Below are 15,653 nucleotides of genomic sequence, written 5' to 3' on the forward strand. Positions count from 1 at the left end.
CTGGCATCCGGGAGGCTGAAGAGATGGATATCACGCTGGTGCAGGGCGACATCACCGAGCAGCGGGCCGACGCCCTCGTGAACGCCGCCAACTCCTCCCTGCTGGGCGGCGGCGGGGTGGACGGCGCCATCCACCGCCGCGGCGGCCCCGAGATCCTGGAGGAGTGCAGGCGGCTGCGCGCCTCCACGTACGGCGCGGGCCTGCCCACAGGACAGGCCGTCGCCACCACCGCGGGACGGCTGCCCGCCCGCTGGGTCATCCACACGGTCGGCCCCGTCCACTCCGCGTCGGAGGACCGCTCGCACCTGCTCGCCTCCTGCTACCGCGAGTCGCTGCGCGTCGCCGACACGCTGGGCGCCGCCCTGGTGGCCTTCCCCGCCATCTCCACGGGCGTCTACCGGTGGCCGATCGACGACGCCGCGCGCATCGCGCTCGACGCCGTGCTCCAGGCGACCACGCGGGTGGCCGAGGTGCGGTTCGTCCTGTTCGACGCCCGCGCCTACGCCGCGTTCGAGTCCCTGCTCTGACCGGAGCCGCGCGGGCCGCCGTGGGGGGCGACCGCGTGCCAGGGCAGGGTCAGCTCGCCCAGCCGCCACCTGGAGCGACCGCCGAGCGGCGGGCGCGCGGCCACCTCCCAGCGCGCGGGCAGGGCCTCCACGGCGGCCAGCCACCGCTGCCGCAGCCCGTGCGCCCCGTACGGCGCGCTGACCGCCCACGCGTGGTCGAAGTCCCTGAGGAAGGCGTGGATCGGCTCCCCGGGGACGTTCCTGTGGATGAGCGTCTTGGGCAGCCGGTCGGCCAGGTCGGAGGGCCGCTCGAAGGCGTCGAAACGGGCCGAGAGGGTGAGCGTGCGCGGCCCTGAGCGGTCGAGCCCCACCCAGACGGCCCGCCGCCCGTTCTCGGAGCAGGTGCCCTCGACGAGGACGCCGCCGGGGGCGAGCCCGGACAGCAGGACGTCCCAGTAGTGCCAGGCCTCCTCCTCGCCGTACTGGCGCAGCACGTTGAAGGCGCGCACCAGGGCCGGCGGGCGCGGCACCGGCAGCTCGAAGCCGCCCAGGACGAAGCTCAGCCCCTCGCGCTCGTACGGCTTGGCGACGGCCACCCTGGCCGGGTCGATCTCGACGCCGACGACCTCCACGGCGGGCGCGACCGCGCGCAGCCGGGTGAACAGCTCCAGCGTGGTCGTGTGGGAGGCGCCGTAGCCGAGGTCCACGACGAGGGGGCGGTCGGCGGCGCGCAGCAGCGGGCCGTGCACGGCGGCGATCCAGCGGTCGGCCCGCCGCAGCCGGTTGTGTCCCGTGGTGCCCCTGGTGATCGTGCCGACCGGGCGGCGCGCCTGGGCGGCGCCGGCCGGCCGCCCCGCCTCCCTCGCCCGGCCCGCAGGGGGGGCGGCAGGGGGGCCGGCAGGGCCGCCCGCCCCTCTCGCGCCGCCCGGCTCAGCCACCGACGCGGTGCACCTTGTGCTGGGCCGCCTGGGCGCGCGGGCGGATCACCATGCGGTCGATGTTGACGTGCGCGGGCCTGGTCACGCACCAGGCGATGGCGTCGGCGACGTCGCCCGCGGTCAGCGGGTCGGGGACGCCCGCGTAGACCTTGGCCGCGGCCTCCTCGTCGCCGCGGAAGCGGGTCACCGCGAACCCCTCGGTCCGCACCATGCCGGGCGCGATCTCGACGATCCGCACGGGCTCGCCGACGAGTTCGAGGCGCAGCGTCTCGGTCATCGCCGACTGCGCGTGCTTGGCCGCGCAGTACCCGCCGCCGCCCTCGTACGACACCAGGGCGGCCGTGGAGGTGAGCATGACCAGCACGCCGTCGCCCGACGCGATCAGCTTGGGGGTGAGCGCCCTGGTCATGCGCAGCGAGCCGAGGACGTTCACGTCGTACATGCGCTGCCAGTCCTCCGGGTGGGCCTGCGCCACCGGCTCCAGGCCGAGCGCGCCCCCCGCGTTGTTCACGAGGACGTCGCAGCGCTCCAGCGAGGCGGCCAGCGCCTCGACGCTCTCCTGGTCGGTGACGTCGAGCGCGGCGGGCCTGATCCCCGGCACCTCGGCGGCCAGCTTCTCCAGGCGTTCGACGCGCCGCGCGCCCGCCACCACGTCGTACCCCTCGGCGGCGAGCCGCCTCGCGGTCGCCTCGCCGATTCCGCTGCTCGCGCCGGTCACCACAGCCGTTCTCCGCATGGTGCCCATCCTGCCAGCACCCCCCGCCGCGAGCTGCCGCCGGGAATGTCGGAAAAATCTGGATAGTTGTATTCCGCTTGGAGGTGGTGTCGAGTGAGGCGACGACGGGTCAGCCGGGTCGCGACCATAAGCATGCACACGTCCCCGCTGGACCAGCCCGGCACGGGCGACGCCGGCGGCATGAACGTGTACATCGTCGAATCCGCCAAACGGCTCGCCCAGCTCGGCGTGGAGGTGGAGATCTTCACCCGGGCCACCGCCCGCGACCTGCCCCCCGTCGCGGAACTCGCCCCCGGCGTCCTGGTCAGGCACCTCACCGCGGGACCGTACGAGGAGATGGACCGCGCCGACCTGCCCGGCCAGCTGTGCGCCTTCCTGTCCGAGGTGCTGCGCACCGAGGCCATGTACGACCCGGGCCGCTACGACGTCATCCACTCCCACTACTGGCTCTCCGGGCAGGTCGGCTGGCTGGCCAAGGAACGCTGGGGCGTGCCGCTCGTGCACACCATGCACACCATGGCCAAGGTCAAGAACCTCCTGCTCGCCGAGGGCGACAGGCCGGAGCCGCAGGCCCGCGTCGTCGGCGAGGAGCAGGTCGTCACCATCGCCGACCGCCTCGTCGCCAACACCGCCGACGAGGCCCGCGAGCTCATGGACCTGTACGACGCCGACGAGGGCCGCGTCGCCGTCGTCAACCCCGGCGTGAACCTCACCGTCTTCCAGCCCGCCTCCCAGGGCGCCGCCAGGCGCCGCCTCGGGCTGCCGCAGGACGCGCGCGTCCTGCTCTTCGTCGGCCGCATCCAGCCGCTCAAGGCCCCCGACGTGCTGCTGCGCGCCGCCTCCAGGATGCTCATCGACGACCCGTCGCTGCGCTCGCGCCTCGTCGTGGCCTGCGTCGGCGGCCCCTCGGGCAACGGGCTCGCCCGCCCGCAGATCCTCACCGACCTCGCCGCCGAACTGGGCATCTCCGACGTCGTACGCCTCGTCCCGCCCGCCCCGCAGGACGAGCTGGCCGACTGGTACCGGGCGGCCGACGTCACCGTGGTGCCGTCGTACAGCGAGTCGTTCGGCCTGGTCGCCCTGGAGTCGCAGGCGTGCGGCACGCCGGTCGCGGCGGCCGCCGTGGGCGGGCTGCGCACCGCCGTCCGCGACGGCGTCTCCGGCGTGCTCGTGGACGGCCACGACCCCGAGCGGTGGGCCCTGGCGCTGCGGCCCTTCGTCACCGCGCCGGACTTCCGCGAGCACCTGTCGTCGGGCGCCCGCGACCACGCCGCCGCCTTCGGCTGGCAGGCGACCGCCTCCCGGCTCAAGGAGGTCTACGCCCAGGCGCTCGCCCACCTGACAAAGGCTCCGGTCGCCGTCAACTTCTGACCCCGCCCCCGCCGCCTGTCTAGGCTGTACGCATGGCTGCACCCATGCGCGAAGTCGTCGAAGCGGCGCTCAAGGCCGCGGACGTCACCTACGACGAGCCGCGGCCGGGGGCGTTCCTGGTCAAGCTGCCCGGACAGCACAAGCTGGCCACCATGACCTGGCTGATCGCCGGCGAGCGGGTGCTGCACGTCGAGGCGTTCTTCTGCCGTCAGCCCGACGAGAACCACGAGGAGTTCTACCGCTGGCTGCTCGGCAAGAACGGCTCCATGTACGGCGTCCACTTCTCCCTCGACCCCGTCGGCGACGTCTACCTCGTGGGCAGGGTCCCGCCGGCCGCCGTCGACGCCGAGGAGGTCGACAGGCTGCTCGGCTGCGTCCTCACCTACTCCGACGAGTGGTTCGACCGGGCGCTGGAGATCGGGTTCGCCTCCTCCATCAGGCGCGAGTGGGAGTGGCGGGCCAAACGCGGAGAGTCCCTGGCCAACCTGCAGGCCTTCGCCCGGTTCGCCGACCCCGATCGGTAGCCCGCGGGCCGTACATAGGATGGGCCGCATGGCGACTTTGGTGCTGCTGCGGCACGGCGAGAGTGACTGGAACGCGAAGGGCCTGTTCACCGGTTGGGTGGACGTCACCCTGTCGGCGAAGGGCGAGGACGAGGCCCGCCGGGGCGGCAGGCTCCTGGTGGACGCCGGGGTGCGGCCGGACGTCGTGCACACGAGCCTGCTGACGAGGGCCATCCAGACGGCCCAGTTCGCGCTCGGCGAGGCGGGCCTGGCCTGGCTGCCGGTCAGGCGGAGCTGGCGGCTGAACGAGCGCCACTACGGCGCGCTCCAGGGCAAGAACAAGGCGCAGACGCGCGAGGAGTTCGGCGACGAGCAGTTCATGCTCTGGCGCCGCTCGTACGACGTGCCGCCGCCGCCCATCGCCGACGACGACGAGTACTCCCAGGCGGGCGACCCCCGTTACGCGCTGCTGCCGCCGGAGCTGATGCCGCGTACCGAGTGCCTCAAGGACGTCGTCGAGCGGATGCTGCCGTACTGGTACGACGAGATCGTCCCCGACCTGTCGGCCGGGCGCACCGTGCTGGTCGTGGCGCACGGCAACTCGCTGCGCGCCCTCGTCAAGCACCTCGACGGCATCGGCGACGAGGAGATCGCCGGGCTGAACATCCCCACCGGCATCCCCCTCAGGTACGAGCTCGACGCCGACTTCCGCCCGGTGCGCAAGGGCGGCGAGTACCTCGACCCCGACGCGGCCGCCGCCGCGATCGAGGCCGTGGCCAACCAGGGCCGCTGACCCCCGCCCCCCGCCCGCCTCGGCGGCGGGCGGGTCCACGCGGGTCGGCTCGGGTCGGCTCGGGTCAGCTCGGACGGGCGCCGGTCACCAGGTAGACGACGTCGCGCGCCACGCGCACGGCGTGGTCGGCGTACCTCTCGTAGTACCGCCCGATCAGCGTGATGTCGATCGCCGGCTCGACGCCGTGCTGCCAGTCCTTGGCCAGGATGTTCCTGAACAGCCGCCGGTGCAGGCGGTCCATCGCGTCGTCGTCCTCGTCGAGCTCCATGGCCGCGTCCACGTCGCGCGACGCCACGCAGCTGCCCGCCTTGGTGACGAGCGTCTCGGCGATCTGCCCCATCTCCAGGATCGTGGAGCGGATCTCCGGCGGGATGGCCGAGTCGGGGTGCCGCAGGCGCGCCACCTTGGCGACGTGCACCGCGAGGTCGCCCATGCGCTCCAGGTCGGTGCCCATGCGCAGCGCCGTGATGACCATTCTCAGGTCCACCGCGACCGGCTGCTGCCTGGCCATCAGATCGAAGATCGACGTCTCGATCTCCGCGAACAGCGCGTTCACCTCCTCGTCGCGGGAGATCACGCTCTCCGCGAGCGGGAGGTCGGCGTCCAGGAGCGCCGTGGTGGCGCGGGAGATCGCGGATCGGACGAGCCGCGTCATCTCGACCAGCTTGCCGGTGAGGGAATCGAGTTCTTCGTGGTACGCGTCGCGCATGTCGTCACCGTACGTGGCGATCGATGAACGAACTCCTACGTCGAGATGAACTTTCCAGGAAAGGGCTGTTCATCCCCAGGTGAGGGGTCTGTTCCTGCGAGAACGCCACCTACCATCGGAGGCATGAGTGAGATGGCCATGAGCTTCGCGGCCCTGGCCGGGTTCGTGGTGGGCGCCATCGCGGTGCTGTTCTACCGGAACCAGATCGAGGCCCCGAGCAGGAAGGACCCCGGCGAGGCCGCCCCCACGGGCGCCCTGCCCCAGGGCGTGGCCTCCGTGCTGGCCGTGCTGCCCTCGTCCGCCGTGGTGCTCGACGCCCACGACCGCGTCCTGCGGGCCAGCTCGGCCGCCAGGGCGTTCGGGCTGGTCAAGGGCGACAGGCTGATGGCCGCGGAGCTGCTCGCCCTGGCCCGGCAGGTGCGCAGGGACGGCGAGATCCGCGAGAGCGAGATCGACGTCGCCGGGCACAAGTTCGGCCAGGAGACCACGAACTTCGCCGTCCGCGTCGCCCCCCTCGGCTCGTACGGGCAGGTGCTGGTGCTGGCGGAGGACCAGACCGAGCGGCGCAGGGTCGAGGCGGTGCGCCGCGACTTCGTCGCCAACGTCAGCCACGAGCTGAAGACCCCGGTCGGCGCGCTCAGCCTGCTGGCCGAGACCATCCAGGACGCCGCCGACGACCCCGAGGCCGTGACCCGCTTCGCCGGGCGGATGCAGCACGAGGCCGCCCGCCTGACCTATCTCGTCCAGGACCTCATCACGCTGAGCAGGATCCAGGGCGCCGAGCCCATCCCCACCCCCGGCCAGGTCTCCATCGACGAGGCCGTCCACGACGCCATCGACCACTGCAACACCAAGGCCGTCGCCAAGGACATCGCCCTCGTCACCGGCGGCACCGAGGGGCTGCGCGCCTGGGGCGACGACGAGCTGCTCGTCACCGCCCTGCGCAACCTCATCGACAACGCGGTCGCCTACAGCCCCGAGCACACCAGGGTGGTCGTCAGCGTCAGGCCCGCGGGCGACTCGGTCGAGATCAGCGTCAGCGACCAGGGCATCGGCATCCCCGAGGAGGCCCTGGAGCGCATCTTCGAGCGGTTCTTCCGCGTCGACGCCGCCCGCTCACGCGCCACCGGCGGCACCGGCCTTGGCCTGGCCATCGTCAAGCACGTGGCGGCCGCGCACGGCGGCGAGGTGTCCGTCTGGAGCAAGGAGGGGTCCGGCTCCACCTTCACGCTTCGCCTGCCCGCCTTCGGCGGCACCGCGATCGCAGTACCACCCTCGATTCCCCTGGAGGCTGCTTCATGACCCGAGTCCTTGTCGTCGAGGACGAGGAGTCCTTCTCCGACGCACTGTCGTACATGCTGCGCAAGGAGGGCTTCGAGGTGTCGGTCGCGGCGACCGGGCCCGAGGCGCTCGACACCTTCGACCGCAACGGCGCCGACCTGGTGCTGCTCGACCTGATGCTGCCCGGCCTGCCCGGCACCGAGGTGTGCCGGTCCCTCAGGCAGCGCTCCAAGGTGCCGGTGATCATGCTGACCGCCAAGGACAGCGAGATCGACAAGGTCGTCGGGCTTGAGCTGGGCGCCGACGACTACGTGACCAAGCCGTTCTCCTCGCGCGAGCTGGTCGCGCGCATCCGCGCGGTGCTGCGCCGCCAGGGCGACGTGGTGGAGGAGCTGGAGACCGCGGTGCTCGCGGTCGGCCCGGTCAGGATGGACGTGGACCGGCACGTCGTCGCCGTGCGCGGCGAGCAGGTGCAGCTCCCGCTCAAGGAGTTCGAGCTGCTGGAGGTGCTGCTGCGCAACGCCGGGCGGGTGCTCACGCGGGGCCAGCTCATCGACCGCGTCTGGGGCGCCGACTACGTGGGCGACACCAAGACGCTGGACGTCCACGTCAAGCGGCTGCGCGCGAAGATCGAGTCCGACCCGTCCAACCCGCGCTGCATCCTCACGGTGCGCGGCCTGGGCTACAAGTTCGACGCCGCCGACGACTGAGCGGCGGCGCCGCCCTACGCGAAAGCCCTTGTCCCGGTACGACACGCCGTACCAGGACAAGGGCTTCTCCGTGTCAGGGGGACGCCGGGGCCGGCGTCAGTGCGCCTCCTCCGAGGCGGTCGGGGACGGCGAGGCCGAGGGGGTCGGCGCCGCGGTCGCGTTCGGGGCGGGCGGGTAGTCCTTGAACTCCCGGCTGCGCGTGACCACAGGCACGTTCAGAGAGATCGTCCCGGCGTTGGCGAACTGGAGGTCCAGACGGATGCTCTCGCCGCCCCTGAGGCTCTTGGAGACGCCTTCGAGCATGATCTGGGGCTCGGGCTTGCCGGTGTTGACGAGCTCGTTGCTCGGAAGCTGGATCGGGGCCTTCAGCTTGACCTCGCCCATGCTGCCCGCCGAGACGGACTGGAGCGTGTCGGCGGCGCCTCCGGTGTTGAGGATGTTCAGGTAGACGGGGACGGAGCCGCGCCAGGCGATCTGCGCGCCCGAGTCGGGGCCGAGGATGAACGCCTGGGGGATCTGAATGCCGCGGGAGCCGTACGCGCCCTGCTCGATGAGCACCGCCGCCTCGTTCGGGTGGTACGGCTTGTTGGTGTTGGCGTCGAATCCGGCCGCGCAGCCGGCCAGTACGGGGGCTGCCAAGAACGCGGCGGCTGCGACAATCCAGCGACGGCGGGTCACGGGCGGGTTCTCCTTGGTCTAGCGCATGCGTGTGGGGCAGCGCCCACCATATCGACCCGAATCCGTGGTCATATCCACCCCCCTGCAGGTCATTCGGTATGTCCGGAAATCCCATTCATGCAGTCGAGAGGTTGTCAAGTGCTAATATGCGGCCTTGACCTGCAGTTATGGGGATTTCACTGTTCCGGGAGGCTGTGGACGCGTGGTACCCTGGAGTACAGCGGAAGGGGTACTTGTCACATGACTTTCCAGGTCGGCGACACGGTCGTCTACCCCCACCATGGGGCTGCTCGGATCGAAGCAATCACGACGCGATCCATCAAGGGTGAGGAAAAGACCTACCTGGTGCTCAAGGTCGACAAGGGCGACCTTACCGTCCAGGTGCCAGCTGAAAACGCGGAACTCGTCGGCGTGCGCGACGTTGTCGGCCAGGAAGGCCTTGAGCGTGTTTTCGACGTCCTCAGGATGCCGCACACGGAAGAGCCCACCAACTGGTCGCGCCGCTACAAGGCCAATCTGGAGAAGCTCGCGTCCGGCGATGTGAACAAGGTCGCCGAGGTGGTGCGCGACCTGTGGAGGAGAGACCGTGAGCGCGGCCTTTCCGCCGGCGAGAAGCGCATGCTCGCCAAGGCGCGCCAGATCCTCGTGAGCGAGCTGGCGCTCGCCGAGAAGACCAACGAGGACAAGGCCGAGGCCCTGCTCGACGAGGTTCTCAACTCCTGAACACGAACATTCCACGGGTGGGCGTCGGTGTCGACGTCCACCCGTTCGCATCCGGGCGCGAGCTGCACCTCGCCGGCCTGCACTGGCCGGGCGAGACCGGGCTCGCCGGCCACTCCGACGGCGACGCCGCCGCCCACGCGGCCTGCGACGCCCTGCTCTCCGCCGCCGGTCTGGGCGATCTCGGCGGGCTGTTCGGCACGTCCGACCCCCGCTGGGCCGGCGCCTCCGGCACGACCCTCCTGGAGGAGACCGCGCGCCAGGTGCGCGCTGCTGGCTACGAGATCGGCAACGTGGCCGTCCAGATCATCGGCAACCGGCCCAAGCTGGCGCCGCGCCGCGAGGAGGCCGAGAAGGCCCTCAGCGCGGCCGTGGGCGCCCCTGTGAGCGTCAGCGCCACCACCACCGACGGTCTCGGCCTGACGGGCCGTGGAGAGGGCGTGGCGGCCCTCGCGACCGCGCTCGTGGTGAAGCCCCAACTCGGGTGAGCGGCCGGGCTCCCGCACTCGCTCGGCTCCGGTGGATCGTCGGAAGGCCGAAGCTCTCTCTTGGGCTCGGGGCTCCGGTGGGTCGTGGAAGGCCGGAGCTCGCGTGAACCTCCTGCCGGAGCCCCGCGTCCCTCTACGGGACGAGTGAGGCCGTCCCTGGCGGGCCGTCGGTGAGGGCGTCCCGCCGAGCCGGAGACGGCGGTTCGTCACTGGCGCGGTGCGAACCGCCGTCTCCCCCGGGATAGCCGGTCGATATGTCGGGTATGTCCCTTTCGTAGGCATCTCGGGGGGAGCTGCATATGATCGGCGCGATCGTCTCCGCCATCGTCATCGGCGCCATCATCGGCGCGCTGGCCAGGCTGCTGGTACCGGGCAGGCAGAACATGTCCATCTGGCTGACCCTGATCGTCGGAATCGTCGCCGCCCTCATCGGCACGCTGATCGCCCAGGGCGTGGGCGTGGCCGACACCAAGGGCATCGACTGGTGGGAACACCTCATCCAGCTCGCCCTCGCCGTCATAGGCGTGCTGCTGGTCACCAAGTTCACCGCGGGACGCACCCACCGACCAGGAGGAACGGCGCCCTGACCTGGCGTTTTCCAAATCCGCGCATAATCGCGGTAGATCGGGTAGCGAGCTTCCCCGTGAGAGTGAACCGTTCACTCTCACGGGGAGGTTTCGTGCTATGACCATCCAGTCCATCCTCGGCGCCATCGTCATCGGCGCCGTGATCGGCGCGATCGGCCGCCTGCTCCTTCCCGGCAGACAGGCCATCGGCTGGATCCTCACCGTCGTCGTCGGCATCGTGGCCGCCCTGATCGGCACGGCCATCGCGCAGGTCCTCGGCGTCGAGACCACACCCGGCATCGACTGGATCGAACTGGTGATGCAGGTGGTCCTGGCGATCGTCGGTGTCGGCCTCGTCGCGGGACTCCGGCGCGGCGGCACCAGGGTGTGAGACCGGCCCACAAGCACCGCAAGTGAGAACCGCAAGTGAGAACCGCGGGTGAGAACCGCGGGTGAGAACCGTGGCCCGACGGCCCGCCCGGACTCGGCGACGAGCTCCAGGCGGGCCGCCCGCATGCCGTCGTGAAAGCGGCTCCGTGCCGGGTGCCGGCCTCCGCACCCGGCTCCTCCCCGCGTGCTCCGCCTGCGCCTGGCTCTTGCCCGCGTGCTCCGCCTGCACCTGACTCTTCGCCGGCGCCCCGCCTGCGCCTGGCCCTTTGCCGTGGTCCCGCCTGTGCGGGGCTGTGGGCAGTTCGGCGGGGTCAGTCCTCCGGCGGGCGTGGAGTGCTGCGCACGCGCTTGGCGGGGGGCGGGGTGTCGTCCGTCACCGCCGGGTGGGGCGCGGTGTCCTCCAGGTCCTCCTCAGGCCCGCCCTCCGCGGTCTCCCCGCCGTCGCCATCGCCGTCGTCCGCCCGGTCCTCCGCGCGGTGCCGCCGGGGCTCGCGCGGGTCCTCCTCGTCCACCGGGACGACCGGGACCGGCTGGGTGTCGGGGCCGCGGTCCTTCAGCGGATGCACGAGGACGTCGGACGGCTTGACCCTGTCACCCCATCGCACCCGCCGCCGCTCCTCACGCGGCTCGGGCGCGGCCTCCGGCACGGCCTCGGGTTCGGGCGCGACCTCGGGTTCGGCCTCGGGCTCGGGCTCGGCGGCGGGGGTGGGCTCCGGCCGGCGCTCGGCTTCCTTCGGCTCCGGCTCCGCCGTCTCCCGTACGGCGGACCGTGGCCGCCTCTCCGGGCTGGGGGCCGGTTCCTCGGCCGGGGGCGCGGGTAACGGGCCGGGCTCGGAGTCCTGCTTCCGCCGCGACTCCGGCTCGCGCGCGGCCGCCCGCGCGGTGGCCGCCGGCCACTCCGTGACGCGCTCGGACACGGGCGTCGTCTCGGCTGGGGGCCGGGTTTCCGACACGGGACGCGGCTCGGACACAGGGGGCGTCTCGGGCGCCGGGGTCGGGCCCACCACGGGCGTGGGCCGCAGGACCTGCTCCGCCGGGTACGCCGTCAGCGGCGGCGCCTCCTCCGGCGCCCCCGTACGACGGAACGGGACGATGTCGTCCTCCCCGCCCGCCCCGGCGGCGCCGTCCGCGGCGTCGGCGGCCCGTGCCGTCTGGACGTGCTTGATGAGCAGCAGCCAGACCCACAGGGCCACCGCGAGCATGACCCACGGCGCCAGGGCGACGCCCACGGCCGCCCGCGTCGCGTCGAACGAGACGCGCAGCGCCGTCGCGACGTCGGCCGCCGCGGCGGCCCCGAGCAGCAGGACGAGCACCACCGCCGCCTGCGCCCGCACGAGCGGCCTGGCCGCGCGCAGCAGCAGCACGCCGACCAGCGCGACCACCAGCAGCGCGTCGAACGCCGCCGGGTACAGGTAGGCCAGGTCGCTCCTGGCCTCGCCGGCGAGGGCCAGCGCCCGCAGGTCGTCGAAGGAGAGCGCGCACGCGGCGCCGGTCAGGGCGGCGACGGCGACCCCGGCGAGCGCGATGCCCAGACGGCGGAGCGTCGAGGGGCGCGAAGGGGCGGGGGCGGGCGAGGGGGGAGTCACGTCCATGGCGGTTTCGAGCCTACAGAAGAATGGGGGCCAAGGACCGATCAAGGAGAGCACATGGCCGAGCTGACCGAAGAGGCGCGCGCGCTGCTCGACGCGCCCAACCACGCCGTCGTGACCAGCCTGAACCCCGACGGCGGCCCGCAGTCCACCGTCGTGTGGGTGCGCACCGACGGCGACGACGTCCTCTTCTCCACCCTGAAGGGACGCAGGAAGCCGACCAACTTCGCCCGCGACCCGCGCGCCAGCCTGCTGGTCATCGACCCGGACAACCCGTACAGGTACGTGGAGGTGCGCGGCCGCGTGACCATGGAGGACGACACGGAAGGCACGCTGATCCAGGAGCTCGCGCACAAGTACACCGGGAAGCCGTGGCAGGATCAGCCGGGGGCCGAACGCCTGGTCGTCCGGATCCGCCCGGAGAAGGTGACGTTGCGAGGCTGATTATTCGGCATGTGAGCCCTGCCGAGGCGTTAGCCTTGCGTTCGTGAGCCTGCACATCTACGACACCACCACGCGCGCCATCCGTGAATTCGTTCCGGTCGAAGCCGGCCGGGCGTCGATTTACCTGTGTGGTGCCACCGTGCAGGCTCCTCCGCACATCGGGCACATCCGCTCGGGCGTGAACTTCGACGTGCTGCGCCGCTGGCTCATGCGCTCCGGCTACGACGTCACGTTCTGCCGCAACGTCACCGACATCGACGACAAGATCATCAGGGTGTCGGCCGAGGAGGGCGTGCCCTGGTTCGTCGTGGCCGAGCGCAACCAGCGCGCCTTCACCTGGGCGTACGACACGCTGGGCTGCCTGCCGCCCACCGTCGAGCCGAGGGCCACCGGCCACGTCCCCGAGATGATCACGCTGATGGAGCGTCTGATCGAGCGGGGCCACGCCTACGCGTCGGGCGGCGACGTCTACTTCAGCGTCCAGTCCTGGGCCGACGAGTACGGCGAGCTGTCCAACCAGAAGCTCGAGAACATGCGCGCCGCCGCCGACACCGACGACGAGTCGTGCAAGCGCGACCCGCGCGACTTCGCACTGTGGAAGGGCGCCAAGCCGGGCGAGCCCACCTGGCCCACCCCGTGGGGCCTCGGCCGTCCCGGCTGGCACCTCGAGTGCTCGGCGATGGCCACGAAGTACCTCGGGCCGACGTTCGACATCCACGGCGGCGGCATCGACCTGGTCTTCCCGCACCACGAGAACGAGATCGCCCAGTCCAAGGCGGCGGGCGACGGCTTCGCCCGCTACTGGATGCACAACGGCCTGGTCAAGATCGGCGCCGAGAAGATGAGCAAGTCGCTCGGCAACTCGCTGCTGATCCCCGAGATGGTGCAGAAGGTGCGTCCGGTCGAGCTGCGCTACTACCTCGCCGCCCCGCACTACCGCTCCTCCATCGAGTACTCGGAGGAGGCGCTGCTGGAGGCCGCGGCGGCGTACCAGCGGATCGAGGGGTTCGTGACGCGGGCCGCCGAGGTGATCCACGACGTCGACGCCGACGCGCCGCTGCCGCAGGCGTTCGCCGACGCGCTCGACGACGACCTGGGCACGCCGCAGGCGCTGGCCGTCGTCCACGAGGTGGTGCGTGAGGGCAACGTGGCGCTGTCCAGGGGCGACAAGGAGGCCGTGGCGCGGCTGCTGGCCGAGACCCAGAACATGCTCGACGTCCTCGGCCTCGACCCGCGCTCGCCGCAGTGGCGCGGCACCGGCTCCGACCTGGCGCCAGTCGTCGACGTGCTGGTGGCGGTCGCGCTGGAGCAGCGCAAGGCCGCGCGCGAGCGCAAGGACTACGCCGCCGCCGACGCGATCCGCGACCAGCTCGCCGCCGCCGGCATCACCGTCGAGGACACCCCGCACGGCGCCCGCTGGGAGCTGTCCCGCTAACCGGTTCTCCGCGTCTCCCACCGCTCCTCCCGCCGTCCGTGGCGGGGGGAGCGGTTTCTTTTGTGCCGCACCCCCCTTTACTTCTTGATGTTGAAGCGTATGCTTTAAAATCGAGAAGCTTCTTGAGTGGCGATGACGGGAGGCGACATGGCGGCACCACGGATCGGCTACCTGCTGCCGACGCGCGACTGGACCATCCTGGGCGGCGACGTCGCCGCGCTGGCCGAGCAGGCGCGTGCGGCCGAGGACCTGGGGTTCGACTCGGTGTGGGCGGGCGACAGCCCCGTCACGCGGCCCAGGGCCTCCTGGCGCACCAGCTCGCCACCCTGGACGCCATGCCAGGAGGACGGGTGATCGCGGGCATGGGCTCGGGGTTCGCCAACCCGGCCACGCGCGCCCAGTTCGAGGCCCTGAACGTCGACTTCGGCACCCGCGTCAGCCGCATGGAGGAGACGCTCGCCGCGATGCGCCTGCTGTGGTCCGGACGCGGGGTCTCCTTCGCCGGCCGGCACTTCGCGTTCAGCGACGTGAGCATCGCCCCCCGGCCCGTACGGGAAGGAGGGCCGCCCGTGTGGCTGGCCGGAGGCGGGGCGCGGGCGCTGCGGCGGGTCGCGCGCCTGGCGGACGGCTGGCTGCCGTACCCGCCCACCCACCGCCAGTACGCCGACGAGCGGGCCTCCTCGCCGGGTCGCCCGTCACGCCCGCCCTGTACGCCACCCTCTGCCTCGACGACGACCCCGAGCGCGCCCGCGCCCGGCTGCGGGTCAGCATCGAGCGGTACTACAACGCGCCGCTGGAGTTCGTCGAGGGCATCCAGGCGATGTTCGCGGGCACGCCGGACGGGGCCGCCGCCTGGCTCAGGGGGTACGCCGACGCGGGGGCCGAGCACGTCGTGGTCCGGCTCGCCGTGGACGACCACCGGCCCGCCATGGAGGAGTTCGCGGGCCTGGTGCTGCCGGCGCTGCGGCCGTTCCGGCAGGAGGTGCGGGTGTGACCGCGTACGTGCTGGTCGCGGGCGCCTGGCACGGCTCGTGGGCCTGGGAGCGGGTCGTCCCGGTCCTCGCGAGTGGGGGGGTGCGTACCGTGACGCCCGACCTGTCCGCCGACCCGGACGCCGGGCTCGACGACCACGTGGCGGAGGTGGTGGCGGCGCTCGACACGCTGAACGACGCTCTCGACGACAGGCCGCATGGCGGGGCGTCGGACGGGCTGCATGGCACGGCGTCGGATGGGACACGCGGCGCGGCGCCGGGCGGGCAGCGTGGCGCGGCGTCGGACAGGACGCATGGCGCGGCGCTCGACCACCAGGAGGGCGCGGCGGGCGGCGGGTCGCCTGACGTGGTGCTCGTCGGGCACAGCTACGCCGGCCTGGTGGTGCGGCAGGCCGCGGCGCTGCGGCCCGCGGCCGTGCGGCACGTCGTCCTCGTGGACGGCTGGGCCGGCCCGGACGGCGCCGCCCTGTTCGCGCTGGCGCCCGACGGCTTCGAGGCCGCGGTACGCCGCTCGGCCGGCGGCCGGCCGCTGATCCCGCCCCCGCCGCCCGGGACGTTCGGCGTCACCGACCCCCGCGACGCCGCCTGGCTCCGCGAACGGCTGCGCCCCCACCCGCTGCGCACCTTCAGCGACGCCACCACGCTCACCCCCGCCGTCGACCGCATCCCCGGCACGGCAATCCAATCCTCTGCCGCCCCGCGACCTACCCCTTCGAGCGGTTCGCGAAGGAGGTGGGATATCGCACCGTCGCGATCGACGGCCCGCACGACGTGATGCTGACCCGTCCCGAGCCGCTCGCGCGC

General features: G+C 72.4%; 20 protein-coding genes and 1 pseudogene. 16 read left to right on the plus strand and 5 right to left on the minus strand.

Going from position 1 to position 15,653, the window contains the following annotated elements:
- Positions 1-23 precede the first annotated feature (23 nt).
- Positions 24-527, plus strand: a complete 504-nt coding sequence (locus BMX74_RS37135; protein WP_055504986.1) for an O-acetyl-ADP-ribose deacetylase — start codon at positions 24-26, stop codon at positions 525-527.
- On the opposite strand, the gene BMX74_RS37140 is transcribed toward BMX74_RS37135, so the two are convergent.
- Both BMX74_RS37140 and BMX74_RS37145 read right to left on the minus strand, forming a co-directional pair.
- Positions 500-1,444, minus strand: a complete 945-nt coding sequence (locus tag BMX74_RS37140) for a class I SAM-dependent methyltransferase (RefSeq protein ID WP_256257510.1) — start codon at positions 1,442-1,444, stop codon at positions 500-502. The genes BMX74_RS37135 and BMX74_RS37140 overlap by 28 nt on opposite strands.
- Positions 1,437-2,180: an SDR family NAD(P)-dependent oxidoreductase gene (locus BMX74_RS37145; protein ID WP_091105179.1), complete on the minus strand. Its 744-nt coding sequence runs from the start codon at positions 2,178-2,180 to the stop codon at positions 1,437-1,439. Before BMX74_RS37145 ends, BMX74_RS37140 begins: the two co-directional genes overlap by 8 nt.
- A 93-nt stretch (positions 2,181-2,273) precedes the next feature.
- Here BMX74_RS37145 and mshA point away from each other — a divergent pair, with 93 nt between their 5' ends.
- Genes mshA through BMX74_RS37160 form a run of 3 tightly spaced genes read left to right on the plus strand, consistent with a single transcriptional unit; the run spans position 2,274 to position 4,847 of the window.
- A complete protein-coding gene (gene mshA / locus BMX74_RS37150; RefSeq protein WP_269085606.1) occupies positions 2,274-3,551 on the plus strand; it encodes a D-inositol-3-phosphate glycosyltransferase in 1,278 nt (425 codons plus the stop codon).
- Positions 3,552-3,583: 32 nt separating this feature from the next.
- Positions 3,584-4,075: a type III secretion system chaperone family protein gene (locus tag BMX74_RS37155; RefSeq protein ID WP_236714860.1), complete on the plus strand. Its 492-nt coding sequence runs from the start codon at positions 3,584-3,586 to the stop codon at positions 4,073-4,075.
- A 28-nt stretch (positions 4,076-4,103) separates the two neighbouring features.
- Positions 4,104-4,847, plus strand: a complete 744-nt coding sequence (locus BMX74_RS37160; protein ID WP_055504990.1) for a phosphoglyceromutase — start codon at positions 4,104-4,106, stop codon at positions 4,845-4,847.
- A 64-nt stretch (positions 4,848-4,911) separates the two neighbouring features.
- On the opposite strand, the gene phoU is transcribed toward BMX74_RS37160, so the two are convergent.
- On the minus strand, positions 4,912-5,556 hold the full coding sequence (gene phoU / locus BMX74_RS37165) for a phosphate signaling complex protein PhoU (RefSeq protein WP_055504991.1): 645 nt from the start codon (positions 5,554-5,556) through the stop codon (positions 4,912-4,914).
- A 132-nt stretch (positions 5,557-5,688) separates the two neighbouring features.
- Here phoU and BMX74_RS37170 point away from each other — a divergent pair, with 132 nt between their 5' ends.
- Together BMX74_RS37170 and BMX74_RS37175 are read left to right on the plus strand one after the other, a co-directional pair.
- Entirely contained in the window at positions 5,689-6,858 is a 1,170-nt protein-coding gene (locus tag BMX74_RS37170; RefSeq protein WP_091105180.1) for a sensor histidine kinase, read from the plus strand.
- The gene (locus BMX74_RS37175) at positions 6,855-7,547 is read left to right on the plus strand and encodes a response regulator transcription factor (RefSeq protein WP_055504992.1); all 693 of its coding nucleotides are present in this window, start codon (positions 6,855-6,857) and stop codon (positions 7,545-7,547) included. Before BMX74_RS37170 ends, BMX74_RS37175 begins: the two co-directional genes overlap by 4 nt.
- Before the next feature lie 96 nt (positions 7,548-7,643).
- Here the strand turns inward: BMX74_RS37175 and BMX74_RS37180 are convergent, their stop codons facing one another.
- Complete coding sequence (locus BMX74_RS37180) at positions 7,644-8,225, minus strand: copper chaperone PCu(A)C domain-containing protein (protein WP_055504993.1); 582 nt, start codon at positions 8,223-8,225, stop codon at positions 7,644-7,646.
- A 240-nt stretch (positions 8,226-8,465) separates the two neighbouring features.
- On the opposite strand from BMX74_RS37180, the gene BMX74_RS37185 reads away from it, so the two are divergent.
- From BMX74_RS37185 to BMX74_RS37200, 4 genes are all read left to right on the plus strand, one after another.
- Positions 8,466-8,948: a CarD family transcriptional regulator gene (locus tag BMX74_RS37185; RefSeq protein WP_020544658.1), complete on the plus strand. Its 483-nt coding sequence runs from the start codon at positions 8,466-8,468 to the stop codon at positions 8,946-8,948.
- A 17-nt stretch (positions 8,949-8,965) separates the two neighbouring features.
- Entirely contained in the window at positions 8,966-9,433 is a 468-nt protein-coding gene (gene ispF, locus BMX74_RS37190; protein WP_055504994.1) for a 2-C-methyl-D-erythritol 2,4-cyclodiphosphate synthase, read from the plus strand.
- 299 nt (positions 9,434-9,732) lie between these two features.
- Positions 9,733-10,020 (plus strand): GlsB/YeaQ/YmgE family stress response membrane protein, encoded by a 288-nt coding sequence (locus tag BMX74_RS37195; RefSeq protein ID WP_055504995.1) that lies wholly within the window; start codon positions 9,733-9,735, stop codon positions 10,018-10,020.
- Between the two features lie 97 nt (positions 10,021-10,117).
- The gene (locus BMX74_RS37200) at positions 10,118-10,390 is read left to right on the plus strand and encodes a GlsB/YeaQ/YmgE family stress response membrane protein (protein ID WP_055504996.1); all 273 of its coding nucleotides are present in this window, start codon (positions 10,118-10,120) and stop codon (positions 10,388-10,390) included.
- Between the two features lie 310 nt (positions 10,391-10,700).
- Here the strand turns inward: BMX74_RS37200 and BMX74_RS44545 are convergent, their stop codons facing one another.
- On the minus strand, positions 10,701-11,981 hold the full coding sequence (locus BMX74_RS44545; RefSeq protein WP_091105182.1) for a hypothetical protein: 1,281 nt from the start codon (positions 11,979-11,981) through the stop codon (positions 10,701-10,703).
- Between the two features lie 54 nt (positions 11,982-12,035).
- On the opposite strand from BMX74_RS44545, the gene BMX74_RS37210 reads away from it, so the two are divergent.
- The 6 genes and pseudogenes from BMX74_RS37210 to BMX74_RS46105 all read left to right on the plus strand — a co-directional run bounded on the left by BMX74_RS37210 (position 12,036) and on the right by BMX74_RS46105 (position 15,624).
- Positions 12,036-12,422: a PPOX class F420-dependent oxidoreductase gene (locus tag BMX74_RS37210; RefSeq protein ID WP_055504998.1), complete on the plus strand. Its 387-nt coding sequence runs from the start codon at positions 12,036-12,038 to the stop codon at positions 12,420-12,422.
- A 43-nt stretch (positions 12,423-12,465) separates the two neighbouring features.
- Positions 12,466-13,857 (plus strand): cysteine--tRNA ligase, encoded by a 1,392-nt coding sequence (gene cysS / locus BMX74_RS37215; protein ID WP_055504999.1) that lies wholly within the window; start codon positions 12,466-12,468, stop codon positions 13,855-13,857.
- 147 nt (positions 13,858-14,004) lie between these two features.
- The gene (locus tag BMX74_RS45205; protein WP_218154173.1) at positions 14,005-14,211 is read left to right on the plus strand and encodes an LLM class flavin-dependent oxidoreductase; all 207 of its coding nucleotides are present in this window, start codon (positions 14,005-14,007) and stop codon (positions 14,209-14,211) included.
- Positions 14,124-14,465, plus strand: a pseudogene (locus tag BMX74_RS46800) (LLM class flavin-dependent oxidoreductase); the annotation flags it as partial. The gene BMX74_RS45205 and the pseudogene BMX74_RS46800, both read left to right, overlap by 88 nt.
- Positions 14,429-14,851 (plus strand): hypothetical protein, encoded by a 423-nt coding sequence (locus tag BMX74_RS46100; protein WP_256257516.1) that lies wholly within the window; start codon positions 14,429-14,431, stop codon positions 14,849-14,851. The pseudogene BMX74_RS46800 and the gene BMX74_RS46100, both read left to right, overlap by 37 nt.
- Entirely contained in the window at positions 14,848-15,624 is a 777-nt protein-coding gene (locus BMX74_RS46105; RefSeq protein WP_091105183.1) for an alpha/beta fold hydrolase, read from the plus strand. Before BMX74_RS46100 ends, BMX74_RS46105 begins: the two co-directional genes overlap by 4 nt.
- Positions 15,625-15,653: the final 29 nt, after the last annotated feature.

The sequence above is a fragment of the Nonomuraea pusilla genome (assembly GCF_900109355.1).
Taxonomy (GTDB): Bacteria; Actinomycetota; Actinomycetes; order Streptosporangiales; family Streptosporangiaceae; genus Nonomuraea; species Nonomuraea pusilla.